Source organism: Spirosoma daeguense, from assembly GCF_054776875.1.
Map to the genome: position 1 here is coordinate 751,101 of NZ_BAAHBF010000004.1, position 16,035 is coordinate 767,135.

A 16,035-nucleotide genomic window follows, 5' to 3' on the forward strand; every position below is an offset into this window, starting at 1 on the left:
TCCTTACCTCTGATTCAATAGCCCGGATTTTGCGGCATTAGGTTTGGATTAAGCATAATTTCGGTGAAGAACACAGGCATCAGTGCTTTTTTATCGACGCCCAGCACCGACTTGGCCCGTCCGGTACGTAGCAAATCGTACCAGCGATGCCCTTCGAAACAAAGCTCCACAAATCGCTCCTTCTCAATGGCCAACAACAACGCGTCCTTCGACGTAGCGGTGGTATTTGCCAGCCCAGCCCGGTTCCGAATCCGATTGACCTGAGTGGCCGCTTCGGCAGTTTTACCTAATTGCGTCAAGGCTTCGGCCTGCATCAGTATCACATCGGCAAGCCGTATAAAGATGAAATTACTGTCGCTGAATCGAGCGTTGCCAACCACCGTCCCCATGTATTTAGCCACGGTTGGGAGGTTCGGAAATTGGTCGGTGGCGGGGTTGCTGGTATACATACTGGCCGCTTTACGAACATCGCCGGGTTCAAAGGCATCCACCAGTTTGGGCGTTGGAATCAGGGTCTGATTCCCCCCCGTTTGCACCTTGCTGCTACGTGGCAGGAAATAGGCAGACAGCGCATTCGTTTCCTGATTCGTGTAGTTGTATTGCAGTTCAAAAATGGATTCTGTCGTATTTTTAGTCGTAAAAATCGTAGCATAATTAGCCCCCGACACCAGCGAATACGTAGCGTTTGCCAGCACTTTAGCCCCATAGTCGGCGGCCTGTTGCCATTCGTTGGTTTGGTTGTAGGAACTGCGCCAGAGATACACTTTGCACAACATGGCCTGAGCGGCCCCCTGCGTAGCGCGTCCACGTGTTTCAACCGCCGACGCATACGTAGCGGGCAACAATGTTTCGGCCTGTTTTAGATCGGCAACAACCTGCTCCAGCACTTTATCGGCTGGGGTTCGGGCGGGTTGCAGGTCTTTATTGAGCGACAGCGTTGGCTCCAGAATGAGCGGAACAGCACCCCATAAACGTACCAGATTGAAGTAGCTGAAAGCCCGCAGAAAATAAGCTTCGCCCATGAGCCGGTTTTTCACGCTGGCAATGGTTGGGCTCTGTATGTTCGGCACCTGCGCCAGTACGTTGTTAACCTTGTTAATACCATTGTAAAACTTGGCCCAGTTGCCATAGCTACTACTGCTACTGATGTTATCGTTCTGAAAATCAAGCACCGCCGGATCAGTAGCACCAATCGTCTCAAGCGGAATTTTCAGGTTATCGGCTCGGGCATCACCCCAGATAATATGCCGAACTTCATCACCCTGTAAGGCATCGTAGCCAGCCAGTACAGCCGCTTCAGCATCGGCAGCAGATTGAAAAAACGAATTTTGCGTCAGCGCACTAACGGGCGTCTGGTCGAGGATGTCGCTACAGCCCGACAACTGTACCATCAAACTGACAACCAATAATTTATAGATGATTTTTTTCATGGCTAGGATATTGATTAAAAGCCCAGATTTAAACCAAACGTAATGGAGCGTACTTGCGGATACGTACCGAGATCGATCCCCTGCAACAAGGGCTGTCCCGTCCTGAAATTGGCTTCGGGGTCAAGACCGGAGTAGTTAGTGAATGTGAACAGGTTCTGCCCTGATATGTATACTCTGGCGTTGTCGACTCGAATTCGTTTCAGCAAGGCAGCCGGAACCGTGTAACCCAACGTAGCGGTTTTCACGCGTAAATACGAACCGTCTTCAATCCATCGATTCGACGCAAATCCATTACGGCCAATGGTACTCGGGGCACCGCGCGGTACGTCGGTAATGTCCCCTTCTTTTCGCCAGCTACGTAGCACTTCGGTGGTGGCGGCATTGTACACAAAGCTGCGGTTCGATGACTGCCGCGTCTGGTTAAAAATGTCGTTGCCGTAGGAGCTTTGCAGGAAAATCGACAAGTCGAAGTTTTTGAACGAAAACGTGTTGGTAAGCCCGGCAATAAACTTCGGATTCGCATCGCCAATAACAGCCCGGTCGTTGTCGTTGATAACACCATCGCCGTTTAAATCCCTGTAAATCATGTCCCCCGCTACGTAGAACGCTCCCGTTGGGCTACCGTCACGCATGTTGGCCGATTTGGCTTCTTCCGACGTAGCGTAGACCCGGCCTGTGTATACGTAGCCATAGAAGATGCCTATCGGTTGCCCAACCCGGCCAATTCCTATCGGGCTTGTGCTGAAGAACGTAGCATCGGCACTGGTCTGAATAATATCGGCATTGTTGTTCGACAGGGTCAGGATTTTATTGCGGTTAAACGAAATATTGAAACCTGAGTTCCACTTAAATCCGTCACCTGCGCTGGTAATATTCTGACTGGAAATACTGAATTCCAGCCCTTTATTCTGCGTATCGCCCACGTTTTGCAGAGCCGACGTAAAGCCCGTGGTAGTAGGCAGGTTGACCGATAACAGCAGGTCGTTGGTCCGTTTTAGATACGCGTCAGCCGTGATCTGTACCCGATTATTGAAAATCGAGAGGTCGATACCAATGTCCGATTGCGTTGTCGATTCCCAGCTCAGATTCGGATTCGGAATGGCCGACAGTGCAATACCAGCCTTACCAACGTAGTTGCTGCCAGTGCTGTATAAGCCCTGCGCGCCAAAATCGCTGATCGACTGGTTACCGACAACACCAATGCTGGCCCGGAGTTTCAGGTCATTAATAAACGTCAGGTTGCGCATGAACGACTCTTCCGAAATCCGCCAGCCCGCCGACACCGACGGAAACAGACCGTAGCGTTTGTCGGCCCCGAACCGTGACGAACCATCGCGACGTAACGTAGCGGCCAACAGGTATTTATCGTTGAAGCTGTAATTCAAACGGGCATAGTACGAAATCAGGCTCCACGACGATTTGCTGCTCGATGCACCCGTTGGCGTAGCAGCCGCATTCAACGTAGTGATGTTGTCGGTAGCGCCCTGATTACCAGCCGCCGACAGATTAAAAATTTTCGATTCCTGAACGCTATAGCCCAACAGTCCCGTTACGCTGTGTTTCCCAAACGACCGAGTGTAATTCAACGTATTTTCGTTGACCCATGTAAACACATCGCCATACGAGGCCGTAGCCGGGCGAGCCGCCCCCCCCTGAATACTACTGGGCGTAAACCGCTCATCACGCGTACCTGAATAATCGATGTTCAGGGTTGACCGTAGCGATAATCCTTTCCAGATATCATAGTCGCCGTAGATATTGCCAACCAGCCGATTGTTGACGGTGAACCAAGATGTCAGATTGGCCAGCCCGACCGGATTGGGCCGTTGAATCTGATCAACGAATGTGTACGAACCGTCCCTGTTGTAAACGGGCGAAAAAGGCAACATGCGCATCGCATTGGTAATCACGGCATTGTTGTCATCTCCTTCAGGGACCCGGTCACGTTTAGCCGTCGACAGCAGAATATTAGCCCCGGTTTTAAAACGCGCCGATGCCTGATGATCGATGCTGAAACGCCCTCGATACGTATCGAAGCCCGAACTAATGACCACCCCTTTCTGATTGAAATAGCCCAGACTGGCGACATAGGTCGTTTTGTCGTTACCACCCCGCAGCGATAGTTCATAGTTCGACACCACGCCCTGCCGGTAGATTTCGTCCTGCCAATTGGTATTGTAGACCGCCACACCGTTGCGGAACAGCGTATCCAGTCCCAGACGTACCTCGGCTGTACCCGCTAACGCATTGGCATTGAGAATGTAATCGCGCTCCTGAGCGGCATCGAGCATCGGAATCTGTCGCCGAACATCCATGATACCCGTGTAGGCATTCAGATTGAACGACGTTTTCCCAGATTTGCCCCGCTTGGTGGTCACGATAATAATCCCGTTAGCACCCCGCGCGCCGTAAATAGCGGTTGCCGACGCATCTTTCAGCACCTCCATCGACGCAATGTCATTCGGATTAACGACGCTGATATCGCCCGTAATCGGTACGCCATCCACAATATAAAGCGGGTCATTTCCGGCGTTGAGCGACGTAACACCCCGAATTCTGACATTTGGTGCGGCCCCCGGCGAACCGCTATTCTGGACAATCTGCACTCCGGCTACTCGTCCCTGCAAGGCTTCGAGCGGCCCACGAACGGGCAGATTTTCCAACTCTTTCCCCTTCACCGACCCCACCGAACCAGTCAGGTCTTTACGTTGCTGGGTACCGTAACCCACCACCACTACTTCGTTCAGGGCTTTCATGTCGGCTTTCAGCGTTACGTTGATCGTGGTTTGATTGCCCACCGCTACGTCCTGTTTTTCGTAGCCGACCGAACTAAATACCAGTACTACGTCCCGATTCGGCAGACTCAGGCTATACTGTCCGGTTTCGTTCGTTGTGGTGCCGATGGTGGTACCTTTTACCGCAATCGTAACGCCGGGCAACGCTTCGCCTGATTCAGACGTAACCGTACCTTTCGCAACAATAGCCTGCTGAAAAGTCTTACCCTGTGTAATTCCGGGTATCTGACAACAGCACAACACCAGAAGAAACACCCTCCATGCGACCTGTTTTAGAAATAGGATCATAATTGGTTCAAGGATTAGAAAAGTGATATTTTTTACCCTTTCGTTCCCGATTCAGTAAATCCAGAATCATACCTGTCCGGGTGGGCTATACCATCGAATTTATATGGATTTAAGCCGTTACAGCAAGTATAATTGCGTGTTTTCGGGGTTTTATTGTAAAAAAACGTTACCGGAAACGTTGCCGGAAACAGGCGGGAAAAGCTTATTTTCTTAAAAAACCGGCTCTTTTGAGATGCATATGATACGTAGTAGAGCCAAGGCGTCAATCGAAGTGGTTCGCACTTAAAACTGTATTTCTCAAAAAAGTACCAAAACCAATTCTTTTGCCCTGACCACTTCTCTCAATGAACAATAAACAACCCACCATATGGGACATTGCCATAAAGCTAAACGTATCGATCTCGACCGTTTCGCGCGCGCTACGTAATGCCCCTGACATTAATCCAGATACCAAGAAAGCCATACTTGATCTGGCCCATCAACTGGATTATCAGCCAAATACAATTGCCACCAGTTTACGGAAGAATAAAACCAATATTATTGGCGTCGTGGTACCGGAGTTTGTACACGCGTTTTTTCCGAACGTGATTCTGGGCGTTCAGGAAGCCGCTAACGAAGCCGGTTATAAGGTCATGACCATGCAGTCGGGCGAGTCGCTCGATATTGAAAAACACAATTTGCAGGCCATGATTTCCAGCCGGGTCGATGGGCTAATTCTGGCAATTTCGCGGGAAACGAACGATTACGAGCACATTACGTCGGCTCAGCGGAAAGGGTTACCGATTGTTTTTTTAAACCGGATTGTTGACGAACTGCCGGGCTCGAAGGTAATGGTCGATGATTATCAGGGAGCATTTATGGCTGTTGAACATCTGATCAAGACAGGCTGCCAACGTATTGCTCATTTGGCAGGCCCGCAAAATCTGACCATTGGTCGAAATCGGCTTAATGGGTATCTGGATGCGTTAAAAGCCCACCAGTTTTCGATTGATGAAACCCTGATTATGCCGTGCGATTTTATGGAAGGGAAAGCAAGATTTTACACGCAACAACTGCTGGACCGACCTGACCGACCCGACGCGCTGTTTGCGGTGAATGATCCGGCGGCCATTGAAGCGTTAATCTGCATTCAGGAACACAAACTAACCATTCCCCACGATATATCGCTGGTTGGGTTTTCGAATGCTCCGCACAGTGCTTTCGTAACGCCCCCGATGACGGCTGTAGTCCAACCCATTCATGAGATGGGGCGACTGGCAGCCGAGTTGTTGATGCGCCAGATAGCCGAAGGGCAGCGCTTCACCACCGAAACTCGTACGCTGAAAACAAGTCTGGTTGTCAGGCAATCAACACGAGGTTTGTGAACCAGACCACCATCATCGTAATTAAGGGTTGATATTTTTCAGAATGAGCGTCCGCAAACGCTGCTCATGCTCATCTCCCCATTGCCCGATGGCCCCAATAACCGGAATCAGTGATTTCCCGAAATCGGTAAGGTAATATTCAACTTTGGGCGGGACAACCGGGTAAATCACTTTCCCAATCAATTCGTGGCTTTCCAGTTCCTTCAACTGTACATTAAGCACTCGTCGGGATGCGCCCGGTATTTTTCGCTGTAGCTCGCTGGGACGTTGGAACCCTTCATTGATAAACCACAAAAGCCGAATCTTCCATTTCCCGTAGAGAACTTCGCCAATCAGATCGAGGCCGCAATTCAGCTCAGGGACTATCTTTCTCTCGTACATACAACAAATGTAACAATGTGTACTGGGCTGTTCAATAGGGATAAATTTATCCCTATTTGATTCGTAAGTCCGTACTTGTCAGCACCGGACATACACCCGAAATTTGTCCTAAACAAAGCAAAAGTGTTATGGATTTTACGTTTGAAAACGAACTAGCAGGCAAAATTGCGCTGGTTACCGGAGGCAGTAAAGGAACAGGGAAAGCAATCGCCGATCGCCTGTTGAAAGCGGGTGCAACAGTACTCATTACCGCCAGAAACCAGCCGGAAGGTGAACCGAATGGTGCCCATTTTATCGCAGCCGATTTAAGCAAACCGACCGGAACCCAGAAAGTAATCGACGAAGTTCTCGGCACATTTGGCCATCTGGACATCCTGATCAATAATATGGGTGGCTCAGAAACGCCCGGTGGTGGGTTTGCAGCGCTATCTGACGAAGATTGGGAATCAACGTTTCAGACAAATCTGCTAGCACCCGTGCGACTCGATCGCGGATTATTACCTGATATGCTCAATCGTGGTGAAGGAGTCATTATTCATATAGCGTCCATCCAGGCCAAATTGCCTTTATACGACTCAACCCTCCCCTACGCAGCTGCGAAAGCAGCCCTGATCAATTATAGCAAAAGCCTATCAAATGAAGTGTCACCCAAAGGCGTGCGTGTGCTCACCGTATCGCCGGGATGGATTATGACCACAGGGTCGATCCGGATGATGGAACGTATTGCCGAAAGCTCGGGCGGCACCACTGAACAGGCTTCAAAGAGTGTAATGGATGCACTGGGTGGTATTCCTTTTGGCAGAGCTGCCTGGCCAGAGGAAGTTGCTGAACTCGTTGGATTCCTGGTTTCGCCCCGGGCGGCCTATCTTACCTGTACCGACTATGTCATTGACGGTGGTACAATACCTACGGTCTAAACAGGCCTTTGCTAAACTGATATTGACGCAAACCTATTTTTAACAAACACCAAAAAACAATGAAACTTCCAGAAAACATAGACGGGCTGATTAACGCCCAGAACGACCAGAACAGCACCGCCTTTGCGGAGTATTTCACGCAGGAAGCCACTGTTTCCGATGAAGGTTTCTCCTATTCGGGAAGATCTGAAATTAAGCAGTGGATACAGCAGGCGGCTGAAAAATACAATATGCAGATAAAACCACTCCATTTCAACCAGAACGGCTCACTGGCCGAGCTGACTGTTGAAGCCACCGGCACATTTCCCGGAAGCCCGGCCGTTATGAAATACCATCTTGAACTGGATAATCTACAAATAAGCTCGTTACGAATTTCGGGGTAAAAGCAAACTCTTTTCTCATAGCCAGCCAAACCGCTGAACCAGCTTTTCTTTCTGATTTCGCGCCACCGGAATACTTACGTCGTTGGTCATAACCAGATATGCGCCTTCGCCTTTCACAAACAATTTGATGTGATCGAGATTGATGACGTATTGCCGGTGAACCCTCAGAAAGTTACGTTCTTCCAGTACTTCCTGTACCTCACGTAGCGTGCGCGTCAGCAGAAAATGCCGGTTTTGAGTGGCAATCACTTTGGTGTAATTACTATCCGATTCGCAATACAGAATCTCATTAACGGGCAGAAAAATTACGCCTTGCTGATACGGCACAGCAATTTTATCGGCCAACTGATGACTATGTAGCTGATTACGTAGTATATCAATCTGTCGGACATCCAAGCGCTGTTGCCGCTCGGCTTTCCGAACGGCTTCCTGCAACTCAACGGCATCAATCGGTTTGAGCAGATAATCGAGCGCACTGAACCGAAAGGCTTTAACCGCAAACTCGTTATAGGCTGTTACAAAAATCAAGCTGAACGTAATGGAACCCAGTTTTTCCAGCAACTGAAAACCATTCAGACGCGGCATTTCAATATCCAGAAAAACCAGGTCGGGCTGCAACACCTGAATCAGACGCAGGCCATCTTCGCTGTTCGTCGTCTGCCCAACCACCTGTACCTGTGGACAATACGCAGCCAGCTCGTGCGCTAGTAATCGCACACAATCCGGTTCATCATCAATCAGTATCGCTTTGAGCATAGGTAACACAATGATAGAATGATTGAGTGATAGAATGATTGAATAAAAAATGCTGACGTAAGCCTATTCAATCATTCTATCACTCAATCATTCAAAATTAAATCGGTATATCCAGCATCACTTCGGTTCCGGCGGGGTGTCCTTCGGCGTCGATCAGGTCTTTTATCTGAACCTGCGTATGGGTTTTGTAAAGCTGGTTGATGAGCGCAATACGTTCGCGCGTTACGTTCATACCCAGCGATTTTTTAGGCGTCGCCGACTTGCTTTTCAGTTCAGCCGACTTGGTTCGGCCAATGCCATCGTCGGTAATAAAAATCCGTAACCGATTGTCGTCCGGCTGCTCCACCCGAACCGCTACGTTCCCGCCTTCCAGTTTGTGCATCAGCCCATGCCAGATGGCATTTTCGACATACGGCTGAAGCAATAAAGGCGGAATTTCGACAAATTCGGCGTCGATGGTTTCGGCTACGTCGATGCTAAAACGCAGTTTGCTTTTAAAGCGCATCGCTTCCATTTCCAGATAAAGTTGCAACGCATCGAGTTCGTTACGTAGCGTTACGTGTTCAGAGCGCGAATTTTCGAGCACCAGCCGAATCAGCCGACTGAAGCGTGTGAGATAGTCCGACGCTTTGGCCGTATCGTTTTCAGTGGCATACAGCTTAATGGAATTCAGGCAGTTGAATATAAAGTGCGGATTCATCTGAGCACGTAGCGCGGCCATTTCGGTTTCGGCCAGTTTTTGTTCAAAATTCAGTTCGAGCTGACGAATCCGTTGCTCTTCCAGTTGGCGACTTTTCTCCTGAATTTCGGCAGTACGTTCGGTTAGTTGCTGTTCAAGTGCCTGCGTATACGTAGCACGTAGCGACGTATTTTCCAGTTCAATCAACCGATTTCGATACGCCAGTGCCATCGCAAAACAAAACGATTCGATGGTAAAACCGGTCAGGCTCCAGAAACCCGGATTGTTCACGAAGATTTCGATATTGGGTGGCAGATTTGATACAAACGGGTTCAGAAATTGCGGTATGAACAACAAAATCAGCAACGTAGCGACACCAGCCAGCAGGTAGTTTCTGATCGGAATTTTACTACGTAGCAACGCTACGGTTAGCACCAGCATCAGCATCATACCGGGCAAAAGCCTGAACCGATACAGCAGGTTATTACCGAAAAACAACGTGCTCAATACGTCCTCCAGCGACTCCCACACGAGAAATACCAAAACAAGCCAAAACAATCCTTTCGCCCACAGCCACAGACGTGGATTGTTCTGTCGAATCAATAGTAAATGATTCATAAACAGGGCGTAAAACACGATCAGCAACGACGGCGACAGGCGAGGTAACCGAAGTATATCCAAACCAAATCGATCATCGACATGCTGAATCGACAGGTAAAACGCCATCAACGTATAGAGTCCATAGAACAGAAAAGCTCTGTCGCGATTAAGCCCGAACGAGTAAAACGCAAACAGGGTCATAAACAGCAAACTCCCGCACACCAGCGACAGATATACTAGCAGCGTCGATTCGAAATAGGCGTTCTCCAGCGTGGTTTTATACACATCTTCGGGCGTGTAAAGCAACGACACAATCGGCACTACGCTGACGATATAACTCACCGATTGAACATAGTACGTATTGGTTTGCCCCGGCGCGATACGTAGCAACACCGCCGACGTGTTGGGCGATCCTTTTGGGCGTCGGATACCCACGCCAACGCGGGTCAGTCGGTGGTTGTTCTCGTAAACGGTAATGTAATATCCCTGCCAGCAGTCGTAAAACAGACGTAGTGTATCGGTTGGATTTGTGTTTTGAATCCGAAACCGGAGCCACGTTACCAGCAACGGTTGAGCGGCATCGGAGGTACGTTCGTTACGTTTCTGGGCAAACGGCAGAAAACGCTTTTTCTGGATAACGGACAGCGGCAACGTATCGCCCGATTTATCTTCAAAAAACTCGGTAAACGGGCCAATGTCGCGGGGAGGTTTCTGATGATCGACAACAACAGGCCGTACGGTTTGAGCAGACAAAACGTATCCGCAACAACATACTACCAACATCAGTAACCACCTCATGAACAAATAGATAAAAGCGAATTAAGTATTTGTTCGAATATCGGCAAAAGCGGTTAAACGGGCACTAGCTTTCTTGCGAACGGTAGCTTCGGGCTGATCAGCGACCGAACTTTTGAGTAAAGCGCTTCACTCAAAAATTCTGCTATTAGTAGGCTGGTTCTGGTTGTTCACACAAGAAAAGTGGAAATGAGTTTTGTGGCGATGGTAGCTTCGGTAAACTATCCTTTCTGACGGTCATGGAAAAAGCGTACCGAAATATCAGCTACTTTTTTGGAGCTATTCTACTCCTTGTTTTCGTTGCCTTCTTTAAAACGTACTTCAGGCTGTTTCCGCAGTTTTTTGGCATTAGCGGACTCATTCACATGCACGCGCTAACCATACTGATCTGGTTTGCGTTGCTGATTCTTCAACCGATTCTGATTGTAAAAAAGCAGGTCGAATGGCACCGATTGCTGGGAAAATTCACGTATGGGTTTGTGCCGGTGATGTTACTTCTATTAATTATGGTTTCCCGAACGGGGCAGCTAAAACAGAAAGATTTGGGCATCTTTCTGGTCAATATTCTGGATGTCAGCCTGTTTGTGGCGCTCTACGTTCTGGCCATCCTGTATAGAAACAAACCCACATATCACGCCCGGTTTATGATCATGACGGTAGTGCCCTTCATTAGTCCGGCTCTGGGCCGTTTACCACAAATTCCACTACCGCCAGGAGTTCCTTACCTGCTAATTATTGCAGGATTTTTGCTGTATGAGCGATTTCACCGGAAAATCTACAAACCATATTGGATTTCGCTAGCTGTTTTTATGGCTATTTTTCTGCCCCTGCTTGGGCTTTTCCTGTTCGGGATGCCGTTGGTCGACAAGCTGTGGATTGCCTGTTTCGGGTAGAAAGCTCACCTGTTTCTACCAAACCACAATCCGTTCTTTTTCAGGCTTGTACATTTTGTCGCCTGGTTGCACATTAAAGGCGTTATAAAAAGGCGTGAAATTCATCAGCGGGCCATTTACGCGCCACTTGGCGGGCGAATGCGGGTTCGTGTTTACGTACATGCCCATGTAAGCGTTTCTGGTTTTGACCCGCCAGATTCTGGCTATCGAAATAAAGAACCGCTGATCGGGCGTAAAGCCGTCGAGTTTCTCAGTGCTTTTTCCTTGCTCGGTTAGTTTAAACGCATCGTAGGCAATGGCAACTCCGGCAATATCGGCGGTATTTTCACCCACGGTTAAAGCCCCTTTTACGTGAACTGAATCCAGCACCGTGAATTTGTTGTACTGGTCGATCACCTGCTGGGTCCTTGCTTTGAATTTAGCGTAATCTGATTTTGTCCACCAGTCCGTTACGTTCCCGTATTTATCATATTGCGCCCCCTGATCGTCGAACGAGTGGGTGATTTCGTGTCCAATCACCATACCGATTCCACCATAATTCAGCGCATCGTCGGCATTCACATCAAAATAAGGCGGTTGCAGAATACCCGCCGGAAAAACGATTTCGTTCAACGGCGGATTGTTGTAGGCCGTTACGGTAGGCGGAGTTGTGTGCCATTCGGTACGGTCAACAGCTTGCCCCACTTTAGAAACCCGGTCGAGGTATTCATTTTTCGTCGCCGACAACCGATTTTCAAAATAAGCGTCTCGTTTCACCACCACCTTCGAGTAATCTTTCCATTTGTCGGGGTAACCAATTTTCTGCGAGAACGCGTACAGTTTGTCTTTCGCCTTTGCCTTTGTCGAATCACTCATCCAATCCAGCCGGTTAATACGGGCTTCGAAGGCTTTTTTCAGGTTATCGACCAACACCGCCATCCGTTTCCGGGCCGATTCGGGGAAATATTTTTTCACGTACAACTGAGCCAGCGCCTGCCCAATCGACCGATCAACGGCTTGTGTCATTTCTTCGGCCCGCGTTTTCTTTACGGCCTGACCAGTCAGAATTTTGGCATACGCAAACGACGCATCAACAAACGGCTGGCTCAGAAAATCGGCGTAGTTGGTCAACGCCTGCGCTTTCAGATAAACTTTCCAATCCTGAATAGAAACTGAATCGATCATTTTGTTCAGCTTGTCGTAATAAGCCGGTTGGCCCACATTAACCGAATCGGCCTTCACGCCGAGGTCGCTCAACAGCGTTGTCCAACGTAGCGAAGGCTGTGTTTTTGCCATGTCAGCAATCGCCAGTTTGTTGTAGTTCGCCTTTACGTCCCGCAGTTCAATGTTTGTTCGATGCGACGTAGCGAACTGTTTTTCAATAGCATACGTAGTGTTTGCGTTTTTGGTGGCCGTTGCTGCGTCGGTTCCCGTCAATTCAAACAAGCGGGTGAGGTAAGTTTTGTAGGCGTTTTGAATCGCAACGGTCGATGAATCAGTCTTGAAATAATACGCTCGTTCGGGTAAGCCGATTCCGGTCTGGGAAAACTGGGCAATATTGATCGTACTCTTTTTATCATCGGGACCAACGTAAAAACCAATGATAGACCCATTGCCTACTTTTTGTTCGTCGGCCACCAGTTTCAGCAACGTAGCGGCATTCGAAATGGCATCAATACGAGCGAGCAACGGCTTGATGGGCTCATAACCGCGTTTGTTAATCGCAACGGTGTCCATGCCCGACTCATAAAAATCGCCGACCTGCTGTTCAAGACTTCCGGGCTTATGTTTCCCGGCCGACAGGCTATCCAGAATACCCTGAAGCCGAATGCGCTGCGGATAATTCAGGAACGAATACGACCCTACACCCGACTGACTAGCGGGTATTTGGATGGTGTCGTACCAAATACCGTTGGCGTATTTAAAAAAATCATCTCCCGGTTTTTTAGACGTATCAACTCCTGTAATGACAACGCGCTTTGCCGATTGTGCAGAAATCGGCTGCCCGGCTCCTGCCATCAATAGCACCAGCGAGAAAAAGAAGATTTGTTTCATAGTTTGTATTGATGAGTGGCACCGACTGCCAATTGATTTCCCTCAAAATCAAAAATACTTCAGTTTACCACAAAATGAGTAAACTGAGGTAAAAAATGGCAGGCAATAAAGCTGTGCCAGTTCATGTCTGCTACGTCCTGTGCACTACGTAACGGAATTAGCTATTGAAACCGGTTACAGTAGGTACGCCCTTCTTTGCCAATTTGAGTCTGACGTATTCCTAGTGAGCCTGACTACGTAATGCAAATTATGGGTAGTTAGTCGAGGAATTACCTATCTGATTAATAAGATTTTATAGATATTTTTTGTCATTCCGACGACAGGAGGAATTCCAAAAAAAGTCAATTAAATATCTGACTAATAGAAACTTATATCGAAATATAATCATGTTACGTAGCCACTTTTAGCTACCGTATCCAAAAAAAATGCTTAGATACACAACAAACCAAGGATACGTAGCAAAACAGTCGTATACAAAGCTTGGTCAAGTTCAACAATTTCAGGATTTTTTGTTGATATAATTAGTACCTTGTTGGTTACTACGTACTCCACCTAACCAACATGTCGTCGCTCAGATTCTTTCTAACTTTTCTATTTATAGGCTACTCAATTACGTCCTTATTGGCGCAACAGCCGATTTCAATTTCGTCGCCCGACAAAGCCATTGCGTTATCAGTCAGCAACAACCCAACGGGCAACGTAACGTATCAAATCAGGTATAGGGGTAAAAAAGTAATTGAGCCATCCAGCCTGGGTTTTGTCTTCAGCAAGCCTAAAGCTACACTCACGCAATTCACCATTACGGTCACCGATTCGTCGACCAAAGATGAAACCTGGAAACCCGTCTGGGGCGAAGTCCGCGAAATTCGCAATAACTACCGCGAACTGGCTTTAACCTTAACCGACAAAGGCACATCGGGCATCAAGCTCGTGATTCGGTTTCGAGTCTTTAACGATGGCGTTGGTTTCCGCTATGAGTTTCCACCCCAAACAGGGCTCACTCACTTTATTGTCGACGACGAAAAAACCCAGTTTGCGCTGGCGGGCGATCATAAAACGTTCTGGATTCCGGGCGATTACGACACCAACGAATACCTTTATAATACCACTCGCCTGAGCGAAATTGATGCGCTTTCAGCGGCAGCGAAAGAAAAAGATATTGCGTTGAAATCGGTTATTGGCCCCAATGCCATACAGTCGCCGTTGCTGCTCAAAACCGGCGATGGCATCTACATCAGCATCTACGAAGCGGCACTGATCAATTATCCGGTCATGCACCTGCAACTCGACAAAAAGAAACTGGTGCTTACATCGCAACTCGTTCCCGATGCGGTTGGTAATAAAGCATATCTGCAAACTCCTGCTCAAACGCCCTGGCGTACTATTTTGGTTAGTGACAAAGCCACTGATTTGCTGGCGTCTAAACTGATTCTCAACCTCAACGAACCCTCTACAATTGCCGATCCATCGTGGATAAAACCACAGAAATTTGTGGGTATGTGGTGGGAAATGCATGTCAATAAAGCAACCTGGGAGAAAACAGGTGGCAGACACGGCGCTAACACGCAGAACGTAAAGAAATATATCGACTTTGCCGCTAAATATGGTTTCGATGGCGTACTGGTCGAAGGATGGAACGTTGGCTGGGAAGACTGGTTTGGCAACTGGAAAGAAAACGTCTTTGACTTCGTGACGCCCTACCCTGATTATAATCTGGATTCGCTGACTGCTTATGCCCAACAGAAAGGGGTACGTATCATTATGCACCACGAAACGTCCGGCTCGGTTACCAACTACGAGCGACGCATGGACGCGGCTTTTCAGTACATGCAGAAAGAAGGAATTAACACGGTTAAGACGGGCTACGTGGGCAAAATTATTCCACGCGGAGAACACCACGACGGCCAGTGGATGGTTGGGCATTACCAGCGCATGGTCGAAAAAGCCGCACAGTATAAACTGATGGTCGATTCGCACGAATCATCTCGACCGACGGGATTGCACCGAACTTATCCGAACTGGATGGCCAGCGAAGCAGCACGGGGCAGCGAATTCAACAACGCCCCTACGCTCGGCATTACGCCCGAACACACAACAATTCTGCCCTTTACCCGGCTGCTGGGCGGCCCGATGGATTTCACACCGGGGCTGTTTCGGTTCAAACTTGACCAGTTCGACAAAACACGTACCACGCGGGTTCGCACTACGTTGGCTAAACAATTGGCGCTGTTTATCACTATTTACAGCCCGTTACAAATGGCCGCCGACCTACCCGAAAACTACGAGCCGCATCTGGACGCGTTTCAATTCATTCGCGACGTACCAGTCGATTGGGACGATACAAAAATCATTGCGGCCGAACCCGGCGATTACGTTACCATTGCTCGAAAAACCAAAGGAAAAGATAGCTGGTATCTGGGCGCTATTACCGACGAAAACAGCCGCGACATTGCCATTCCGTTCGACTTTTTGGAGCCGGACAAGAATTACGAAGCGACTATTTATCGTGATGCCCTCACCGCCGACTGGCAGGCAAACCCGGAAGCCTACGTTATTGAAAAGAAACTGGTGAATAGTAAAACCTTATTGCCAATTCATTTGGCCAAAGGCGGGGGCTGTGCCATTCAGTTCATAAAAAAGTAACGTAACAATCTTAGCTTTACGTTTGTCTTATAAAGATAGCCGTAACATAACGGCCAGCAATCACCTTTATTCACCGC

At 48.5% G+C, this 16,035-nt stretch carries 11 protein-coding genes; 5 read left to right on the forward strand and 6 right to left on the reverse strand.

Going from position 1 to position 16,035, the window contains the following annotated elements; translation table 11 throughout:
- Window positions 1–14: 14 nt before the first annotated feature.
- Both ACYVD4_RS15865 and ACYVD4_RS15870 read right to left on the reverse strand, forming a co-directional pair.
- Complete coding sequence (locus ACYVD4_RS15865) at window positions 15–1,430, reverse strand: RagB/SusD family nutrient uptake outer membrane protein (protein WP_460947326.1); 1,416 nt, start codon at window positions 1,428–1,430, stop codon at window positions 15–17.
- Between the two features lie 14 nt (window positions 1,431–1,444).
- Complete coding sequence (locus ACYVD4_RS15870) at window positions 1,445–4,513, reverse strand: SusC/RagA family TonB-linked outer membrane protein (protein ID WP_460947328.1); 3,069 nt, start codon at window positions 4,511–4,513, stop codon at window positions 1,445–1,447.
- Between the two features lie 344 nt (window positions 4,514–4,857).
- Here ACYVD4_RS15870 and ACYVD4_RS15875 point away from each other — a divergent pair, with 344 nt between their 5' ends.
- Window positions 4,858–5,877: a LacI family DNA-binding transcriptional regulator gene (locus ACYVD4_RS15875; protein WP_460947330.1), complete on the forward strand. Its 1,020-nt coding sequence runs from the start codon at window positions 4,858–4,860 to the stop codon at window positions 5,875–5,877.
- Between the two features lie 21 nt (window positions 5,878–5,898).
- Here the strand turns inward: ACYVD4_RS15875 and ACYVD4_RS15880 are convergent, their stop codons facing one another.
- Window positions 5,899–6,258, reverse strand: a complete 360-nt coding sequence (locus tag ACYVD4_RS15880; RefSeq protein WP_460947332.1) for a winged helix-turn-helix transcriptional regulator — start codon at window positions 6,256–6,258, stop codon at window positions 5,899–5,901.
- Window positions 6,259–6,386: 128 nt separating this feature from the next.
- Between ACYVD4_RS15880 and ACYVD4_RS15885 the strand changes: the two genes are divergently transcribed.
- Together ACYVD4_RS15885 and ACYVD4_RS15890 are read left to right on the forward strand one after the other, a co-directional pair.
- Entirely contained in the window at window positions 6,387–7,175 is a 789-nt protein-coding gene (locus ACYVD4_RS15885; protein WP_460947334.1) for an SDR family oxidoreductase, read from the forward strand.
- 59 nt (window positions 7,176–7,234) lie between these two features.
- Window positions 7,235–7,558 carry a nuclear transport factor 2 family protein gene (locus ACYVD4_RS15890; protein ID WP_460947336.1) on the forward strand — a complete coding sequence of 108 codons (324 nt, stop codon included), beginning with the start codon at window positions 7,235–7,237 and terminating at the stop codon, window positions 7,556–7,558.
- A 15-nt stretch (window positions 7,559–7,573) separates the two neighbouring features.
- Here ACYVD4_RS15890 and ACYVD4_RS15895 read toward each other — a convergent pair whose 3' ends face one another.
- Both ACYVD4_RS15895 and ACYVD4_RS15900 read right to left on the reverse strand, forming a co-directional pair.
- Window positions 7,574–8,314 (reverse strand): LytR/AlgR family response regulator transcription factor, encoded by a 741-nt coding sequence (locus ACYVD4_RS15895; protein ID WP_460947338.1) that lies wholly within the window; start codon window positions 8,312–8,314, stop codon window positions 7,574–7,576.
- A gap of 97 nt (window positions 8,315–8,411) precedes the next feature.
- Window positions 8,412–10,346, reverse strand: coding sequence for a histidine kinase (locus tag ACYVD4_RS15900; protein ID WP_460947340.1), 1,935 nt, complete (start codon window positions 10,344–10,346; stop codon window positions 8,412–8,414).
- A gap of 281 nt (window positions 10,347–10,627) precedes the next feature.
- On the opposite strand from ACYVD4_RS15900, the gene ACYVD4_RS15905 reads away from it, so the two are divergent.
- Window positions 10,628–11,281: a hypothetical protein gene (locus ACYVD4_RS15905; RefSeq protein WP_460947342.1), complete on the forward strand. Its 654-nt coding sequence runs from the start codon at window positions 10,628–10,630 to the stop codon at window positions 11,279–11,281.
- A gap of 15 nt (window positions 11,282–11,296) precedes the next feature.
- Here ACYVD4_RS15905 and ACYVD4_RS15910 read toward each other — a convergent pair whose 3' ends face one another.
- The gene (locus ACYVD4_RS15910) at window positions 11,297–13,315 is read right to left on the reverse strand and encodes a M13 family metallopeptidase (RefSeq protein ID WP_460947344.1); all 2,019 of its coding nucleotides are present in this window, start codon (window positions 13,313–13,315) and stop codon (window positions 11,297–11,299) included.
- A gap of 561 nt (window positions 13,316–13,876) precedes the next feature.
- Here ACYVD4_RS15910 and ACYVD4_RS15915 point away from each other — a divergent pair.
- Entirely contained in the window at window positions 13,877–15,958 is a 2,082-nt protein-coding gene (locus ACYVD4_RS15915; protein WP_460947346.1) for a glycoside hydrolase family 97 protein, read from the forward strand.
- Window positions 15,959–16,035 lie beyond the last annotated feature (77 nt).